The organism is Polluticoccus soli, assembly GCF_029269745.1.
Classification (GTDB): Bacteria; Bacteroidota; Bacteroidia; order Chitinophagales; family Chitinophagaceae; genus Polluticoccus; species Polluticoccus soli.
Genome location: NZ_JARJHT010000002.1, coordinates 309,135 through 326,380, shown reverse-complemented (window position 1 = coordinate 326,380; position 17,246 = coordinate 309,135). Strand labels below are relative to the sequence as shown.

Annotated in this window: 16 protein-coding genes; 10 read left to right on the top strand and 6 right to left on the bottom strand. The window is 47.3% G+C overall.

All coding sequences use genetic code 11. The features are described 5' to 3' along the window. Positions 1-142: 142 nt before the first annotated feature. Complete coding sequence (locus P2W83_RS12030; RefSeq protein WP_276133986.1) at positions 143-505, top strand: CoA-binding protein; 363 nt, start codon at positions 143-145, stop codon at positions 503-505. A gap of 514 nt (positions 506-1,019) precedes the next feature. Here P2W83_RS12030 and P2W83_RS12025 read toward each other — a convergent pair. Further along, on the bottom strand, positions 1,020-2,120 hold the full coding sequence (locus tag P2W83_RS12025; protein ID WP_276133985.1) for an anhydro-N-acetylmuramic acid kinase: 1,101 nt from the start codon (positions 2,118-2,120) through the stop codon (positions 1,020-1,022). A 98-nt stretch (positions 2,121-2,218) separates the two neighbouring features. Between P2W83_RS12025 and P2W83_RS12020 the strand changes: the two genes are divergently transcribed. The 5 genes from P2W83_RS12020 (at position 2,219) to recA (ending at position 6,220) form a co-directional block, all read left to right on the top strand. Further along, on the top strand, positions 2,219-2,851 hold the full coding sequence (locus tag P2W83_RS12020) for an FMN-binding negative transcriptional regulator (protein WP_276133984.1): 633 nt from the start codon (positions 2,219-2,221) through the stop codon (positions 2,849-2,851). Positions 2,852-2,898: 47 nt separating this feature from the next. Then, positions 2,899-3,753, top strand: a complete 855-nt coding sequence (locus P2W83_RS12015) for a pirin family protein (RefSeq protein WP_276133983.1) — start codon at positions 2,899-2,901, stop codon at positions 3,751-3,753. A 304-nt stretch (positions 3,754-4,057) separates the two neighbouring features. Next, on the top strand, positions 4,058-4,438 hold the full coding sequence (gene rpsL / locus P2W83_RS12010; RefSeq protein ID WP_276133982.1) for a 30S ribosomal protein S12: 381 nt from the start codon (positions 4,058-4,060) through the stop codon (positions 4,436-4,438). Positions 4,439-4,472: 34 nt separating this feature from the next. Further along, complete coding sequence (rpsG, locus tag P2W83_RS12005; RefSeq protein WP_276133981.1) at positions 4,473-4,940, top strand: 30S ribosomal protein S7; 468 nt, start codon at positions 4,473-4,475, stop codon at positions 4,938-4,940. Positions 4,941-5,224: 284 nt separating this feature from the next. Next, complete coding sequence (gene recA, locus P2W83_RS12000) at positions 5,225-6,220, top strand: recombinase RecA (protein ID WP_276133980.1); 996 nt, start codon at positions 5,225-5,227, stop codon at positions 6,218-6,220. A 365-nt stretch (positions 6,221-6,585) separates the two neighbouring features. Here the strand turns inward: recA and P2W83_RS11995 are convergent, their stop codons facing one another. Continuing rightward, complete coding sequence (locus P2W83_RS11995) at positions 6,586-9,414, bottom strand: M16 family metallopeptidase (RefSeq protein WP_276133979.1); 2,829 nt, start codon at positions 9,412-9,414, stop codon at positions 6,586-6,588. 182 nt (positions 9,415-9,596) lie between these two features. Between P2W83_RS11995 and glmM the strand changes: the two genes are divergently transcribed. The 3 genes from glmM to P2W83_RS11980 are packed head-to-tail and all read left to right on the top strand — an operon-like array spanning position 9,597 to position 12,751. After that, positions 9,597-10,991: a phosphoglucosamine mutase gene (gene glmM, locus P2W83_RS11990; RefSeq protein WP_276133978.1), complete on the top strand. Its 1,395-nt coding sequence runs from the start codon at positions 9,597-9,599 to the stop codon at positions 10,989-10,991. 19 nt (positions 10,992-11,010) lie between these two features. After that, a complete protein-coding gene (locus P2W83_RS11985) occupies positions 11,011-12,525 on the top strand; it encodes a phytoene desaturase family protein (RefSeq protein ID WP_276133977.1) in 1,515 nt (504 codons plus the stop codon). A 10-nt stretch (positions 12,526-12,535) separates the two neighbouring features. Beyond that, positions 12,536-12,751, top strand: a complete 216-nt coding sequence (locus P2W83_RS11980) for a hypothetical protein (protein WP_276133976.1) — start codon at positions 12,536-12,538, stop codon at positions 12,749-12,751. Positions 12,752-12,754: 3 nt separating this feature from the next. On the opposite strand, the gene P2W83_RS11975 is transcribed toward P2W83_RS11980, so the two are convergent. From P2W83_RS11975 to P2W83_RS11960, 4 genes are all read right to left on the bottom strand, one after another. Next, on the bottom strand, positions 12,755-13,168 hold the full coding sequence (locus P2W83_RS11975; RefSeq protein ID WP_276133975.1) for an EamA family transporter: 414 nt from the start codon (positions 13,166-13,168) through the stop codon (positions 12,755-12,757). 57 nt (positions 13,169-13,225) lie between these two features. After that, complete coding sequence (locus P2W83_RS11970) at positions 13,226-14,200, bottom strand: deoxyhypusine synthase family protein (protein ID WP_276133974.1); 975 nt, start codon at positions 14,198-14,200, stop codon at positions 13,226-13,228. A gap of 216 nt (positions 14,201-14,416) precedes the next feature. Continuing rightward, the gene (locus tag P2W83_RS11965) at positions 14,417-15,739 is read right to left on the bottom strand and encodes a citrate (Si)-synthase, eukaryotic (protein ID WP_276133973.1); all 1,323 of its coding nucleotides are present in this window, start codon (positions 15,737-15,739) and stop codon (positions 14,417-14,419) included. Between the two features lie 193 nt (positions 15,740-15,932). Then, positions 15,933-16,361 (bottom strand): terminase small subunit, encoded by a 429-nt coding sequence (locus P2W83_RS11960; RefSeq protein WP_276133972.1) that lies wholly within the window; start codon positions 16,359-16,361, stop codon positions 15,933-15,935. A 64-nt stretch (positions 16,362-16,425) separates the two neighbouring features. Between P2W83_RS11960 and P2W83_RS11955 the strand changes: the two genes are divergently transcribed. Next, positions 16,426-17,205, top strand: coding sequence for a hypothetical protein (locus P2W83_RS11955; RefSeq protein ID WP_276133971.1), 780 nt, complete (start codon positions 16,426-16,428; stop codon positions 17,203-17,205). The last annotated feature ends 41 nt before the right edge of the window (positions 17,206-17,246 follow it).

The window sequence follows — 17,246 nt, the reverse complement described above, 5'->3', positions numbered from 1 at the left end:
TACTTTACCTACTAAAGTTAACAATCCTGTTCGTGAAGAAAAGGTAAAAGTTCATACCAACTTTTTATACTGGCATTGTTTTTCTTGCTATAGACGAGGTCAGGAATAGTGTATTTTTGACTGGTATAAAAGGAGTTAGGTTATGGAAAAGAAGACCATGGTATTAGGAGCGTCAGAAAATCCGAGCCGTTATAGCAATATCGCTATCAATAGGCTGTTAGCCTATGGGCACCCCGTTGTTGCAATTGGCAGACGGAAGGGCAAGGTGAAGAACGTAGAGATAGAGACCGAACAAAAACCAATAGAAGGCGTAGACACGATAACCCTTTATCTCAATCCTACTAACCAGAAACCTTACTACGATTATATTCTGTCGCTCAACCCAAGACGGGTAATATTTAACCCCGGCACCGAGAATGACGAACTGGAAAGAAAGCTAATACAGAAAGGTGTGATCACCCAGGAGGCGTGTACACTGGTCATGCTCAGCGTAGGACAATACTAGAACTCCACACTGCCGAAAACATACAAAGCCGCGACACTACGTCGCGGCTTTTTTATTAGATTTGACAAAACGCAGTATTGTTTTCGCGATTTATGATATTCCTAGGACTGTTGCTTTGCACAGTTTTCGCACGTGCTCAAAGTACAGGTGATACTGCTGTTATTGATGGCGTTGTTGTAGATGAACTTCGGGAGCCTGCTTGGGGTGCCATTGTACAAATAGTTAATTCTGACAGCGTCTTAATAGGGCAAGCTACCGATACTAACGGTAGTTTCCGCTTGTACATACCAATCAAACTTCTTCGGAATGCTCATTTAAAAACAGATTATCTTAGTTATTATACCGATGTTATCCCGCTGGACTTAAGGAGAAAGCAATCAATTATCGTAAAGCTCAAGCCCGGTCGCGCTATATATTGCCCAAGCAGTATAGTGGAATATCGCGTCCCTCTAATAAGTCCATGGGGACCAACGCAACGATCATTTACCAGCGAGGAAATTGAAAAGATGGCTCATTAATCCCCTGAATAGCTATGCCCCATCCACAACGCACCGCCTACGCTATCTTTTGAGGCGCCGGTGACGCTCGATAGCACGTTGGTTTCTTCTCTCCACCGGAGCGCACCTATCAGAGCCATTACCAAGGCCTCTTTGAATTTCACCACCTGCTCGTAAGGCACCACAGGATTTACCTTATAAGGCTTCAGTTCTTCGCGCAGCTGTTCTACCAGGAAATTATTAAACGCACCACCACCTGTCACCAGCATACTGGCTTCTTCTTTCGCATGCGGGTAGTTTTTCACGGCGTCTGCTATCTGGTGAGCTATATGCTCCACTGCCGTGCGCAGCAGGTCTTTTGTGTTATGTTCGGTCAAAAGCAGAGACGGGAACACCAGTTGCTTAGCCATTTCGTTGCTCAGGGACTTCGGAGCAGGCTTCTTATAATATTCCTGGCTGTTCAATTGGGACAATACATCTGCAAGTACAGTACCCTCCTTCGCCATATACCCCTCAAAATCCATATCCTTTCCTTCACGCGCTGCCAGCTCGTTCAACACCTGGTTGGCAGGACACACATCAAACGCCATCAGGTTCTCACCGTTGCGCACGGTCATATTGGCTATACCGCCAATATTTAGCCAGTAGTCAAAATTGCCGAATAACAACTTATCGCCAATGGGTACGATCGGTGCTCCTTGCCCACCCAGCGCTACATCCAGCGAACGCAGGTCGCTGATAACAGGCAGGCCCGTCACAGCAGCGATCGTGGCGCCGTCGCCTATCTGGCAGGTAGTGGCATTAGCAGGCTCATGAAAAACGGTATGTCCGTGAGAAGCTATGAAATGTACTTTATGGTCTATACCGTATTTCTTGATGAATGCGTTTACTTTTTCGCCAATAAATCGCCCATAGCGGGTATTCAGTTTCAGGAAATCGGCCATGCCCAGTTGTGGTGCCCGGTGCAATTCTGATGTCCACTCTTTACTATAAGGGATCGTTTCCGCCTCAAGTATGTCAAACTTCCACTGTCCGCGTGTCTCTTCCAAAGACGTATAGCAAATATCCAATCCATCCAGCGAGCTGCCCGACATCAGGCCGATAACATTGTAAACCATGCCGCAAATGTAATTAAATGTTCAACTTACCCGGGTGGACCATTGTATTACTTATTCCTGGCCTGGTAGCTTCATTTTCCGATTATTAACTTTACGGCATGTACAAAATGCCCGACTTCACAGAGCATGACACTCAGGTAGTTCTGGAATTCATGAAAGCCAACCCATTTGTAACGCTGATAGGCAACAACGGCAGCACCAGTGTTGCTACGCAGATACCCGTGCTGGTTGAAGAAAAAGGCGACAAGCTCATCCTTCGCGGGCATATCATGCGCAAGACCGATCATCATCTTGCTTTTGAAAAGAATCCGGAGGCACTGGTACTGTTTACAGGACCACATTGCTACGTCAGCTCCAGCTGGTATGCCGAGCGCAACGTCGGCAGCACATGGAACTATATGACCGTACACGCGCGCGGTGCAGTAAAGTTCCTCGATAACGATGGCACCACTCAGATCATCGATGACCTCACACATAAATACGAAAGCGATCAAAAACAGCCCGAATTGGTGCAACACATGCCGGCAGATTATATCAGCCAGATGGTAAAAGCCATTGCAGGATTTGAGATTGAAGTTGAATCAATTTATCCCTTATTCAAACTCAGCCAGAACCGCAGCGATGTTAGCTATAAGTCTATTGTAACCCACCTGCTTGATACGGCCTGCCACGATGAGCAACAGATAGCGAATGAAATGGTGCAACGACGGGCAAACTTATTTGAACTATAGCTTTTCGCTTCGATGGCTTCGCTACCTTTGGCGCCTAAGCCAGTACGATGAGATCCATTAAACAAATTCACAAAGCACGGTTTGCACCTATTGCAGACCTGATCACCTATTCGCCCCTTCCATCTGCTAACCTCGACCAGGTAGACCCATTCCTGTTCCTGAACCACCACGGTCCGCAAACGTACCCGGAAAATAATAATGGCTTGCCTTTCGGCCCGCACCCGCACAGGGGTATGGAGACTGTTACCTTCATTATAGACGGCGACATTATGCACCAGGACTCTACGGGTCACAAAAGCGTGATCACCGCAGGTGGCGTACAATGGATGACAGCAGGACGCGGGCTGATACATTCTGAAATATCATCTGATGAGTTTAAGCAGCATGGCGGCAACATGGAGATACTCCAGCTTTGGGTAAACCTGCCAGCCAGGTTCAAAATGACCGAGCCATATTATAAAGGGCTGCAAAAAGAGGATATTCCTTCAGTAATCACAGACAACGGCAAGGTCACCGTTAATCTTATGTCCGGCGATTACGAAGGACAAAAAGCAGCCTTCCACTCTCTTAGCGGTGTGACCATCAACACGATAGAGATGAAGGAAGGGGGCAAACTCCAACTCACAATACCTGCCGACCACAATATCTTCTTCTATATGATCCGCGGTAAGGTAACAGTCAACGGCACAGAGGCAGAAATGTTGCAACTGGTTGATTTTAATAACGATGGAGACCAGCTTGATATCGAAGCCAAGGCCGACAGCATCATACTTTTCGGTCATGCCCAGCCTTTTAATGAGCCGGTGGTAGCCCAGGGGCCATTTGTTATGAATACCGAAGAAGATATCATCCAGGCCTATAATGATTACCGTATGGGCAAGTTCGGCACGTGGAAAGAATAAATATTATTTTCTACCAATTAATATTTTTTAGGTTTTTCCCAAACCGATTTCAGATCGGTGCATGTCTTATTAAACATCATCATGAAGATATTAGTGCAATAAGCCCTCGACACACCACCACACACCGCTTCCCAATTACCAGATTTTTCATTCGCGCCCCGGCCCCTATAAACCACTACAAACCCTATTTTTCTACTTTTTCCATTATCTACGGGATTTTTCAGCGGAAATAATTCTTATTTTTTTGTTGGTTATAGAATTTCTATTACCTTTGCACTCCATAAATTTTCTATAACGGTATCAAATGCCTACAATACAGCAATTAGTTCGTAAGGGTCGTCAGCAGATCCGCGCCAAGTCAAAGTCTCGTGCTTTGGATGCTTGTCCACAACGCCGCGGTGTATGTACCCGTGTATACACTACTACTCCAAAAAAACCAAACTCTGCCCTGCGTAAAGTAGCCAAAGTGCGCCTTACCAACAAAGTAGAGGTTATCGCTTACATTCCAGGTGAAGGTCACAACCTGCAAGAACACTCGATCGTACTGATCCGTGGCGGTCGTGTTAAAGATCTTCCGGGTGTACGTTACCACATCGTACGTGGTGCGCTGGATACTGCCGGTGTAAAAGACCGTAAGCAGAGCCGCTCTAAGTACGGTACCAAGAAAGAAAAAGCTAAAAAATAATTTTTCATAGTAATATATTAAAGCCAATCATTAGATGAGAAAGGCACAAGCTAAAAAGCTTCCATTAGCACCAGATCCTAAATTCAGCGACAAACAAGTTACCCGTTTCGTTAACTGCCTTATGTGGGGTGGTAACAAAACTGTAGTTCTGAGCGCTTTCTACGATGCGCTGGATAAAGTAACTCAAATGTCGGGTGAAGAAGGTTACGAGGTATGGAAACGCGCCCTGGTTAACGTAACTCCTGCTGTAGAGGTTCGTAGCCGTCGTATTGGTGGTGCTACTTTCCAGATCCCTACTGAAGTTCGCCCTGACCGTAAAATATCACTGAGCATGAAATGGTTGATCCGTTTCAGCCGCGAGCGCAACGGCCGCACTATCGCTGACAAACTGGCTAACGAGATCGTAGCTGCAGCGAAAGGTGAAGGTGGTGCTTTCAAAAAGAAAGAAGATACACACCGTATGGCTGAAGCGAACAAAGCTTTCGCTCACTTCAAGGTTTAATCAATCTACCTTTATATATAAAAGCCCTCCCGCCTATGGCGGGAGGGCTTTTTCTTTTATGCGTCCTTACCTGGGGCATCCTGCATTTTATACACCGTTCTTCCACAGCTCCCATAAAAATGACAGCGACACTCCTCTGTTTTACTTACTTTTATTCCTGTTACCAGCATTTCCGGAACTTCTGCACACGATTAGACAATTGTGGAAAAATATTTGTACATTTGTGCATGATATTTGGAAACAGCTATTATATTTGTGAAAAATAATCTCTTAAATATCTCTTTATGGCAGCAGTAGACGAAAAACAGAAAGTATTGAAACTCGCTCTGGATAAGATCGAGAAGGATTTTGGTAAGGGCTCGGTAATGATGCTGGGTGATAAGCAACAGGATAAGATAGATGTCATTAGTACAGGTTCACTGGGGCTGGACGTTGCCCTCGGTGTAGGAGGTCTTCCCCGCGGCCGTGTCATTGAGATATATGGCCCTGAATCTTCGGGTAAAACAACCATTGCCATTCATACCATTGCAGAAGCCCAGAAAAAAGGTGGCATCTGCGCTATAATAGATGCTGAACACGCTTTTGATGCAAACTATGCACGCAAGCTGGGTGTAGATGTAGACAACCTCATCATTTCGCAGCCAGACTATGGTGAGCAAGCCCTGGAGATCGCAGACCGCCTGATATCATCAGGTGCCATCGATGTAGTGGTAATTGACTCCGTAGCCGCCCTGGTACCTAAAGGCGAGCTGGAAGGCGAAATGGGCGAAAGCAAGATGGGTCTGCAGGCCCGCCTCATGAGCCAGGCCCTGCGTAAACTGACAGCTACCATCAACCGTACCGGCTGCTGCTGCATATTTATCAACCAGCTTCGCGAGAAGATCGGTGTGATGTTTGGCAACCCTGAAACTACAACCGGTGGTAACGCCCTTAAATTCTACGCTTCTGTGCGCCTGGATATCCGTCGCGTTAGCCAGATCAAAGATGGCGAGCTGGCCAGTGGTAACCGTACCCGTGTAAAAGTGGTGAAGAACAAAGTAGCTCCGCCTTTTCGCCAGGTAGAGTTCGATATCATCTTTGGTGAGGGTGTTAGCAAGATCGGCGAGATCATAGATATGGGTGTAGATCTGGGTATACTGAACAAGAGCGGTTCGTGGTTCAGCTACGGCGACAGCAAGATCGGCCAGGGCCGCGATGCTGTAAAAACCTTCCTTAACGACAATCCCGGCGTGGCCGAAGAGGTCGAGAACCGCATCCGCGAAGCATTGCAACCAGCATAGTAGATAAACACATTGGGTTAGTAATACGGGCGCCACGCAATTGCGTGGCGTTTCATTTTATTCGTCTCCAGCAACCAATTACATCATTTTATCGTATATTTGCAATAATAAATAATTACCCTATGACCTATCTTTCTTATTCATCTACCAAGACCACAAATCGAAATATTTTTCGCCCAAAAAAAACGCAAAAAAACGGCAACAAGCGCTAACAAATTGGAGCTAAAAACCACTACCAGACTGCATTTGCGCCAGTAACAAAATTCTGGCTGTGCAACAATATTTTCCAGCTTAGGGATACCCGGCAGAGCCGCATAAAAAAGCCCTCACGATTTGTGAGGGCCCTCTTAACTTCTTAGCTGCTTTTAGGTTCCTTCCGGATACAGGACGGAAATGAACTCATTTCCACCAAACAACTTGTCTGCTGTCTCTTTAATATCTGACGGTTCCAGTTTATCGATCCATTTGTCGTACTCAAATACATGGTCGCGATCATTACCCCAGAACAGCACGTCTTCCATCCGTCCGCTCCAGTAGCCATTCTCTTTAACATTGGTACGGTGCTTTTCATGCCATTGACTCTTCACTTTGTCCAGGTCAACCTTGTTTGGCCCTTTGGTCCTCATAACATCTATCTCTTCCCTCGACGCAGTCAGGAGCTTTTCTACGTTCTCAGGTCCGCAAGGCAGCTGCATACCTACAGAATAGTGCTGATAAGGCTCTTTCGAAACCTGCGCATAAAAACCTCCGCCATAAATACTACCCAGCTTTTCCCGGAGTTCTTCTATCACCTTAATATTCAGCACCTCAGCCAGCGCATCAGCTTCCATCTCCAGTTTCTCCGAATATTTTATGTCGCCGTGCCACATCGCCATGATCAGGCTTTGCGGCTCCTTACCCTTCCGCACCTCCATGTGCTTCTTACCAGTTATAGCACGTACGCCATTGTCCTTGAAAGAAGGCGTTTCGTTTTGAGATGGTATGCTGGCAAGATAGGTTTCCAGGTAAGGCACAATAGCTTCCTGGGTCACGTTACCCACAATGAAGAAATGGTAACCATCGGCTCCACCCACTTCATTCTTGTATATCTCGATAGCCCTGTCAAGATTGATAGCATCAAAATGCTCAGGCTTTGGTACCATAGCCGGCATAAGCGGATTGTTATTATACAACACCTTAACAGTAGTATCGATAAAGGCATATTGCGGATTGGCCATCATGAACTGCAACTGCATCTTTTGTTTCTGTTTATATGCATTGAACAATTCAACGTCCTTCCGCGGTTCCATTATCCGCAAGTACAGCAGTTGGAACATAGTTTCAATATCCTTTACGCTGCTACCAGCGCTCACTCTGACCTTAATGTTATCAATGTCTGCAGACGCGCGAGCATTACGTCCAGCCATTACTTTTTCGAGGTCAGTTGGCGTAAAGCCGGCAAGGCCCATGGTGTTAACCACGCTGGCGGCATATTGTGCGCTGTATTTATCAGCAACTCCATAGTTATTTGTGCCACCTTTTTTCACACCAGTCAGTATGATCTCATCGCTTTTAAAATCAGTAGGTTTTACCGTTACCTTGATACCATTGCTCAGCGTATAAGTAACAGCATTAAAGTCCTTATCCACATTCTTAGAAACAACCTTACCGGCCACCGGTTTTTTCTCCATCAGACTAGATGCCACTGCTTTCTCCTCCATAGGTTGCACCGTTTGCTGCAGACCTTTTTGCGTCATAGCGACCAGTTCAGCGTCCGTGGGCAATTTCACGCCAGCTTTCTCAGGACCAGTTATCAGGCTAAATGTATTATCACCAGCCAACCATTGACTGGTAAGTTTGTTTATTTCATCCACTTTTATACCCGGCAACATTTCTTTTGTGTACAAGTATTCGTTCTCAATGCCAGGCATTGTTTCCTGCTCAAGGAAGTTGCGTATATACTCCGATATGATCGTACTACTTTGCGTAGTGTTACGCTCATTATATGCTTTTTCTACACCTGCCAGCATGTTGCGCTTAGCAATGTCGAGTTCGCTTTCGGTAAAACCGTGCTGCCTTGCGCGTACTATTTCTGCGGTAAGCGCGGTGAGTGCTTTTTCAAGCCCCCACTCACCAAATCCGGCAGCAGCGTAAAAGCTCTCGTAATGACGAGCCCAGCCCTCAAAACTAGCTTGCGCATACGGGAAAGGTGGGTTACCGCTGCGTACCAGGTCGCTAAGGCGGCGGTTGATCATCTGCGTCACCAACTCGCGCTGAAGGAACTTACGGTAATCAGTCAGCACTTTCTCTGGCTCCTGTTTTACCGAAGGGAAGATGATCTGCAACGTATAATTGGTAGCCTCTTTATCAGTTACAACCATAGCCTCAGCCTTGGTGCGCGCTGGCGCGTCAAATTCTGTACGCGGCCTTACGCTAGCCGGACCTGTGATCGTGGCAAAGTGCTGGCGCAGATATTTCATTGCAGTCGCAGTATCAATATCGCCCACTACAGCTACAGCCATCAGGTTGGGCCTGTACCACTCTTTATAAAACCTACGAATAACGTCGGGCTTAAAATTCTTAAGTATCTCGTCCTTACCTATTGGCAGACGCACTGCATATTTGGAGCCATTCATCAACCTCGGCAGGTATTTGTCCAGCATCCTCATGTCGGCACCCTTGCCCAGCCTGCTCTCTTCCAACACTACACCACGTTCTTCATCTATATCCTGGGTAGTCAGCAATGCATTGTGTGCCCAGTCCTCTATTATCTGAAAACCCTTTTCCAGATTGCCGGGTTTGTCTGTTGGAACAGGCAGTATGTATACTGTCTCGTCAAAGCTAGTGTAGGCATTCAGGTCGGCGCCGAACTCTACGCCTATGGATTGCAGGTAGCTCACCAGTTCATTCTTTTCGAAGTTCTTGGTGCCATTGAAATTCATGTGCTCCATGAAGTGTGCAAGCCCCTGCTGGTCATCGTCTTCCAGCACAGAACCCGCATTCACTATGAGGCGCAGTTCTACCTTTTTCTCCGGCTTCTGGTTCGGCCGAACATAATAAGTAAGGCCGTTGGCGAATTTCCCTTTTAGCACTTTGGGATCCGTAGGTATGGGATCTGACAAGTTAAGCTGGGCAAAAGCTGCCTGGAAACCTGTAATTAGTAAGACAAGAAAGGCAAGAAAACGCATGCGCGTACAGTCGGTTAGTAGTTTCATCCGTGATTGAAAATTAGAGTTCGAAATTAAGTAAATATGTGCACCCACCTAGCTCATCTATATCAAACATCACTGAAAATGACCAGCGCTTTGCAATTCCGGCTCAAAATCGATTGATTTTAATAATATTCTTTACCTCCTGTACTTAAAAATTTATCTTCGCATCCAGGTACGACAACCTTATGGCACTAATCAAATCTATATCTGGAATCAGAGGCACCATCGGTGGTATGCCCGGCTCAGCGCTCACTCCCATCGATGTGGTAAAGTTCACCACTTCATACGGAGCATGGATAGCAGAGCAAGGCAATAATAAAAAGATCATTATCGGACGCGACGGCCGCATCTCCGGCCAAATGGTTCGCGACCTGGTGGCTGCAACATTGCAGGGTATGGGATTCAATGTCTTAGACCTTGGCCTGAGTACTACACCTACCGTTGAAATGGCTGTAAAAATGGAAGACGCTGCAGGCGGTATCATCCTCACTGCCAGTCACAATCCAAAAGAGTGGAATGCCCTGAAACTGCTCAATAAAGATGGAGAGTTCCTGAGCGCCGAAGCCGGTCAATGGATACTGGACCATGCAGCAAAAGGCGAAGCCGACTACGCAGAAGTAAACAAGATTGGTACTGTAACCTCAGACGACAGCTATATCCAAAAGCATATCGATGAAATACTGAAGCATCCACTGGTGGATGTTGAAGCCATCAAAAAGAAGAACTTCAAAATAGTTGTTGACCCTGTTAACTCGACAGGTGCAATATCCGTTCCCGTGCTGCTTAAGGCTCTTGGTGTGAAAGATGTAAAAGTGATCAACGAAGAAGTGACCGGCAAGTTCGCTCATAACCCCGAGCCGCTTCCTGAAAACCTTTCTGAGCTTTGCCACACTGTGGAGAAGCAGAATGCTCACCTCGGCATTGCTGTTGACCCCGACGTCGACCGCCTTTGCTTTGTGTGCGAAGACGGCAGCCTGTTTGGTGAAGAATACACGCTGGTAGCTATAGCCGACTACGTTCTAACTCATAAAAAAGGCAATACTGTTTCTAACCTCTCTTCTACCCGCGCCCTGCGCGACGTAACCGAAAAGCATGGTGGACAATACTTCCCCAGCGCTGTTGGTGAAGTGAATGTAGTAAAGAAGATGAAAGAAGTAGAGGCCGTGATAGGTGGCGAAGGCAATGGTGGCGTTATTGTTCCTGAACTGCACTATGGCCGCGATGCGCTTATTGGCATTGGCCTGTTCCTGACGCACCTGGCAAAATCAGGCAAAAGCGCCAAACTGCTGCGCAATACTTATCCCGACTACTTCATCTCGAAGAATAAGATCGAACTGAACGAGAATGTGGATGTAAAGAACATCTTCAAGCAGATCAAAGAGAAGTATAAAAAACAGCCTATCAATACTGAAGACGGCCTGCGTATTGAATTCGATACTGACTGGGTGCACCTGCGTACATCCAACACCGAACCCATTATACGTATCTACGCAGAAAGTGGTACTGAAACCACTTCCGCAAATATCGCCAAGCGCATAATGGCCGATATCAAGGAAATGATGCTGGAAAACGTTCACTAATCAAACTACCAACCGACCGTTGCCCACCGGCCATACATACGACGTTGTTGTTATTGGCGGAGGGTTAGGCGGCTTGCTGAGCGCTGTCATTCTTGCTAAAGAAGGCAAGAACGTCTGCGTGCTTGAAAAAGACAAGCAAATAGGCGGCTGCCTGCAAACATTCTCGCTCAATAAGAAGGTCTTCGATAGCTGCGTGCACTATATTGGTGGGCTTGGCGAAGGCCACACCCTCAATCGCATCTTCAGTTATGCGGGCATCATGGACAAACTCTCGCTAAAAGCCTTTGACGAGAACAGCTTTGACAAGGTAGCTTTCGGAGACGAGGACATTCTCTACCCTCAAGCCATCGGCAAGCAAAACTTCATCGACCAACTGCTGCCCTACTTTCCCAACGAGCGTCCTGCACTAGAGAAGTATATCCAAACCCTTACTCACGTCGGCGACCACTTCCCTTTGTACCGCCTGCGCGCTGGCGACCCTGAAGAGAAGGTCGCAGTATCAGGTTGGCCGTTGATGCAGACACTGGAAAGCATCACTTCCAACAAGAAACTACAGAATGTCCTGGTCGGCAACAACATGCTCTATGCGGGTGAAGCAGGCAAAACGCCATTCTACCTGCATTCGCTGGTGATGGAGAGCTATATACACAGCTCGCACAAAGTATCACCAGGCAGCTCACAGATCTCCAAGTTCCTATGGCAGGAACTACAGAAATATGGCGGAGAGGTGCATCGAAATACCGAGGTCACTTTCCTTAAAGAAGAGGCCGGTCGCTTAAGCTACGCTGAAACGGCCGATGGCAACCGCTTCTATGGCAAAGACTTCATCTCCAACATACACCCCGCCGTCCTGATCAAGCTTATAGACGGCAACACCTTGCGTCCCGCTTATAAGAACCGCATAGCTGGCCTGCCGCAGACCATATCTTCCTTCATGCTGAACCTGGTGCTGAAGCCCGGCGCCGTGACCATGCAGCGCTATAACACATACTGGAACGCCAGCGAGGATGCATTTGCAGCTGCACATTACCAGCCCAATGAATGGCCGGCTAACTACACCACCTTCTTTACCGAAGATGAAGAGCACCCTGGCTTTGCTGAGAGTGTATCGCTGCTTTGCTATATGCATTACAACGAAGTAGCTCAATGGGCCGACACCAACAACCGTGCGGGCGATGAACACGAACGTGGCCAATCATACGAACAATTCAAAGAACTAAAGTCCGAACAGCTGCTGCAGAAAGTATACGAACGCTTCCCTGAACTGAAAGGCAATATTGTTGCTCACTCAGCGGCTACACCACTCACCTATCGCGACTATACGGGCACTCCTGAAGGCGCACTATACGGCATCATGAAGGATGTCAACAAACCTGCAGAAACCACCATTGCTACCCGCACCCGGATACCCAACCTGCTGCTAACCGGTCAGAATGTTAATCTGCATGGCGTGCTTGGCGTAAGCATTACTGCTGTTGCCACTTGCGCAGAGTTGCTTGGCATGGATTTCCTACTACAACGAATAAAGCAGTAGCTTTACCTCAATGAAATACTTCGCCTTAATTGCTACCCTATTCTTTCTCTCTGCCTGCAACCAAATGAGCTCACGTACCAACCGCGTTACGGATTCCGGAGCAGGTGTCCAGTTGATACCTCGCAGCTTCCCTGATCAAAACATGCCTGTCGATACAACCGATACCAGCGTTACTGCTAACATGCCAGTTATCGATCCTGACACCAGCAAAGTCCAGCCTAAGTAAGAACTACAATACCATTACCAATACACCGCACACAACCAGTCCGGCACCTACCGTTTCTTTGACGGTCATATGCTCACCCAGCAATACTACTGCCAGTATCATTGTCAATGCTACACTCAGCTTATCAACAGGCGCCACCTTCGATACTTCGCCCAATTGGATGGCTTTGAAGTAGAACAACCACGATAAGCCCGTTGCCACACCCGACAACACCAGGAACAACAAATTATGTTTCGACAACACCGCTATCCCAGTATGAGCCTTCTTAGCAAATACTATCGACCATGCCAGCACCAGTATCACTACTGTGCGTATGGCAGTAGCAAGGTCACTGTCTACATCCTTCACACCTATCTTGGCAAAGATGGCGGTGAGTGCAGCAAACACCGCTGAGAGTAAAGCATAAACTAACCACATGTTGCCAGTTTTATATAAAATTAAAAAAGCGGCCTTTCAGCCGCTTTAGTTTCTTTATTACCATCCCAACACCCAGGCAAATATCAGCGGGGCGACTATGGTAGCGTCGCTTTCCACTATAAACTTAGGTGTCTTGATATCCAGTTTACCCCAGGTTATCTTTTCATTAGGCACCGCACCGCTGTACGAACCATAAGAAGTAGTACTATCACTGATCTGGCAGAAATAGCTCCAGAAAGGCACATCATGCCATTCCAGGTCCTGGTACATCATAGGCACAACACATATCGGGAAGTCTCCCGCAATACCACCACCTATCTGGAAGAAGCCTACGCCCTTGCCAGACGAGTTCTTCCTGTACCAGTCGCTCAGCCATACCATGTAGTCGATACCGCTTTTCATGGTGGTCGACTTCAGTTCGCCTTTGATGCAATAAGAAGCGAAGATGTTACCCATGGTGCTGTCTTCCCAGCCCGGGCAAATGATCGGCAGGTTCTTTTCTGCAGCAGCTATCATCCAGCTGTTCTTCACATCTATCTCGTAGTGCTCTTTCATAGCGCCGCTCAGCAGCAGCTTGTACATATACTCGTGCGGAAAGTAGCTTTCGCCTTTGTCGTTGGCTTCTTTCCACAGTTTAACAATGTGCTGCTGTATGCGGCGGAAAGCTTCTTCTTCAGGTATGCAGGTATCGGTTACGCGGTTGAAACCGTTCTCCAGCAGTTCCCACTCTTCCTGCGGACTCAGGTCGCGGTAGTTGGGTACGCGCTTGTAGTGTGTGTGCGCCACCAGGTTCATGATATCCTCTTCCAGGTTGGCACCGGTACAGCTGATGATAGCCACTTTATCCTGGCGGATCATTTCAGCCAGCGATATACCCAGTTCGGCGGTACTCATAGCACCAGCCAGGGTGATCATCATTTTACCGCCTTCCAGCAGGTGTGTTTCATAACCCTTGGCTGCATCTACCAGCGCTGCCGCGTTGAAGTGCCTGTAATGGTGTTCCACAAACTGCGATATAGGACCTTTACTCATTGATTCTAAATATTAGATGTTCGATATTGGATGTTAGATACTCGATATTTATTCTAAACTTAAAAAGCAGGCAGTTCACACTGCATGCTTTTCAGTTGTTGTATTTGTTGTCGACTCAATGTCTTATCAATTGTGACAACGAGTCGCTTCGCTTGTTGTTGTCGTTTGTTGTCGAAAGTTGCCTTCCTGGTTCCCCCTTCAGGGGGCGGAGGTGGTCTACCCCGCTACGGTCTCGCTTTTCTCTACAAACTTCTTAATCCACTCTGTGGTCATTGACTTCGGACGCTCGATAGCGAAGCCCAGGGCACGGTCCCAGCAAAGGCTGGCCAGTACACCCAGTGCGCGCGATACGCCGAACAGCACCGTGTAGAAATCTTCTTCTACCAGGCCGTAGTGTTTCAGCAGGGCGCCAGAGTGCGCGTCTACGTTAGGCCATGGATTTTTGATCTTGCCGGTACCTTCCAGTATCGGAGGTGCCACTTCGTATACGTTCCATACGGTTTGCACCACAGGGTCGTTAGGGCAATGCTTTTTAGCAAACTCCATTTGCGCTGTAAAGCGTGGATCGGTTTTGCGGAGTACCGCGTGGCCATAACCCGGAACAACTTTACCCTCGGTCAGGGTTTTCTTTATGTAGTCAGCTATCTGCTCTTTGCTTGGTTGCTCTGTTTTCAGCTCCTGCTGCATTTCTTCTATCCAGCGGATCACTTCCTGGTTGGCCAGGCCGTGCAGCGGACCAGCAAGACCGGTCATACCAGCGGCGAACGACAGGTAAGGATCGCTCAGTGCAGAACCTACCAGGTGTGTAGCGTGTGCAGACACGTTACCGCCTTCGTGGTCGGCGTGGATGGTAAGGTACAAACGCATCAGCTCGCGGAAGCCTTCGTTATCGAAGCCCAGCATGTGAGCGAAGTTGGCGCTCCAGTCCAGCATACCGTCTGGTTGAATGTGTTCGCCATTCTTGTATTTGCGACGGTAGATATATGCAGCGATACGTGGCAGGCGGGCTATCAGGGTCATGGTATCTTCGTACACATAATCCCAGTATTCTTTTTTGCTGATGCCTTCGTTGTAGGCTTTAGCGAATTTAGATTCTGTTTGCAGTGCCAGCACAGCGATAGAGAACTGTGTCATTGGGTGCGTAGAGGCAGGCAGCGCTTCGATGGTATCGAACACGTGGTTCGGTACGTGGCTGCGGCGCGCCCATGTAGCCGAGATATGCTCCACATCTTCCTGGGTAGGAACTTCGCCAACCAGCATCAGGTAAAACAGGCCTTCGGGCAGTGGTTCGTTGCCACCTTCTGCATGCGGCAGTTTTTCCCTCAGCTCGGGAATAGAGAAACCACGGAAACGGATACCCTCGTTCGAATCAAGTAATGATGTCTCAGTGATCAAACCGGGGATACCGCGCATACCCTGGTATGCCTGTGCGATGGTCACCTGGTCCAGCACTTTTTCGCCGTGCTGTGCAATGATATTCTTGATCTCTTTAGCCTGCTCATCAGCCTTGGCCCTGAAGCTGTCTTTTACGTAACCCATAGAAATTTAAAGGAGGTGTTATAACTCGGAATAATATTAAGCGGGGTAAAGTTAATGAAACCGCAGTTTAAATAGAAGCAACAAACTATTTAAATCGTTTACTGCCCCATAGCCGCTCCTGTGGCTCGTTTCCGCCAGTCCCAAATCATTCGATATTACACAATATCATATCTGTTGTTTGTTTTTGTTTGTTTTAGAAGTCATCATCGTCAAATTCCCTTTTCCAGCAGTCGGTCAGTTTCATATCGTAACTTATAGCAGCCAGAATATCACGGTGTTGTGGCTTTAGCTGCAGGGTGTACTCCCTGTTGTAGCGGACAACAGTTTTTGTTGTCGTTAGTTGTCCTGTAGCAATGGCGGCCAACAAAGCGCGCTTATCGTTAATGGACATTGCGGCTTCGCGGAGGTGTTCTTTCAGCTCCTGCTCCACTTCTTGTTGGGTAGCCAGAACGGCATTGCGGATACGGAATTGGACATATGGGCTGGATAAAAGCCGGCAGGCACTGTTGTAAGCCGATAATTCATTGCAGCCAGGATAAGCGGCCAGGTAGGCTTTGCGCCTGTCGCCATGCAGGATCATTTCGCTGATAAAGCGCTCGTGGGCGAGGTTGATAGAGGGCATAGGGTGATATGGTTTATTATAGCAAAAATACGAAAATTTATTCTATATTCGCTTAGTTGAGAGCATGAAAAAGGGTTTGGTATATATCATCGGGCTTTTTGCTAGCTGTAGTTCTGAACCACGGCAACGAAATGGTGAGTATTATCATCAGAGCGGCACACATATAATTAAGGAAAGGTATAAAAATGACACCTTAGTATCGAGCTTCAGTTACACGGCTGATACGCAAACTGTAGATGGCCCGGTTAAGCTTTATCAAGATGGAATCCTTGTAAGAAGCGCAATGTTAGACAGTGGGCAAGAAAGAGCATTGTTTGAAGACCCGGAAATCAGGCTAAAAAACTATGTAGACAGTTTAATGGATATTTCTGAAGCGGCGATTGCTTTGTATAGCAGTAGATGCTGGATAGAAGATTGTGGTGTACGTGGGTTTATATGTTACCAGCCGCCAAAAGGCAAACCAGAGTTTGTAATGTTCAGGTACCAAAGGCTATTTCAAAAACTCATCGGCAAAGATACCTTGCTTCCGCTCGGGACTATTTTTCAACATCAACCCAGCACCAGCAAAGAAAGTGCATTAGTGCTAAAGGATTTCGACCGAATGGTTACAGGATTGACACAAGATAAATTTCCGCATTCTCCTTATTCTAACAATGCTCACAATACCCCCTACTACGTGTGGTGTAAAAAGGGCACGGCAAAATGCAAATTTGCAGCTGTCGACATTACTTCCCGAACGTTCGAAGTAGATGATAGCTTGCAAGGTATTTGGTTTTTTAGACGTGCTGATAGCATTGTTCAAAACCATTATGATGGGAGTTACACCAGAACAATCGATCCATAGCTTCCATTTAGTTGTGTTGTGATTAGCAAATCCCGTACATT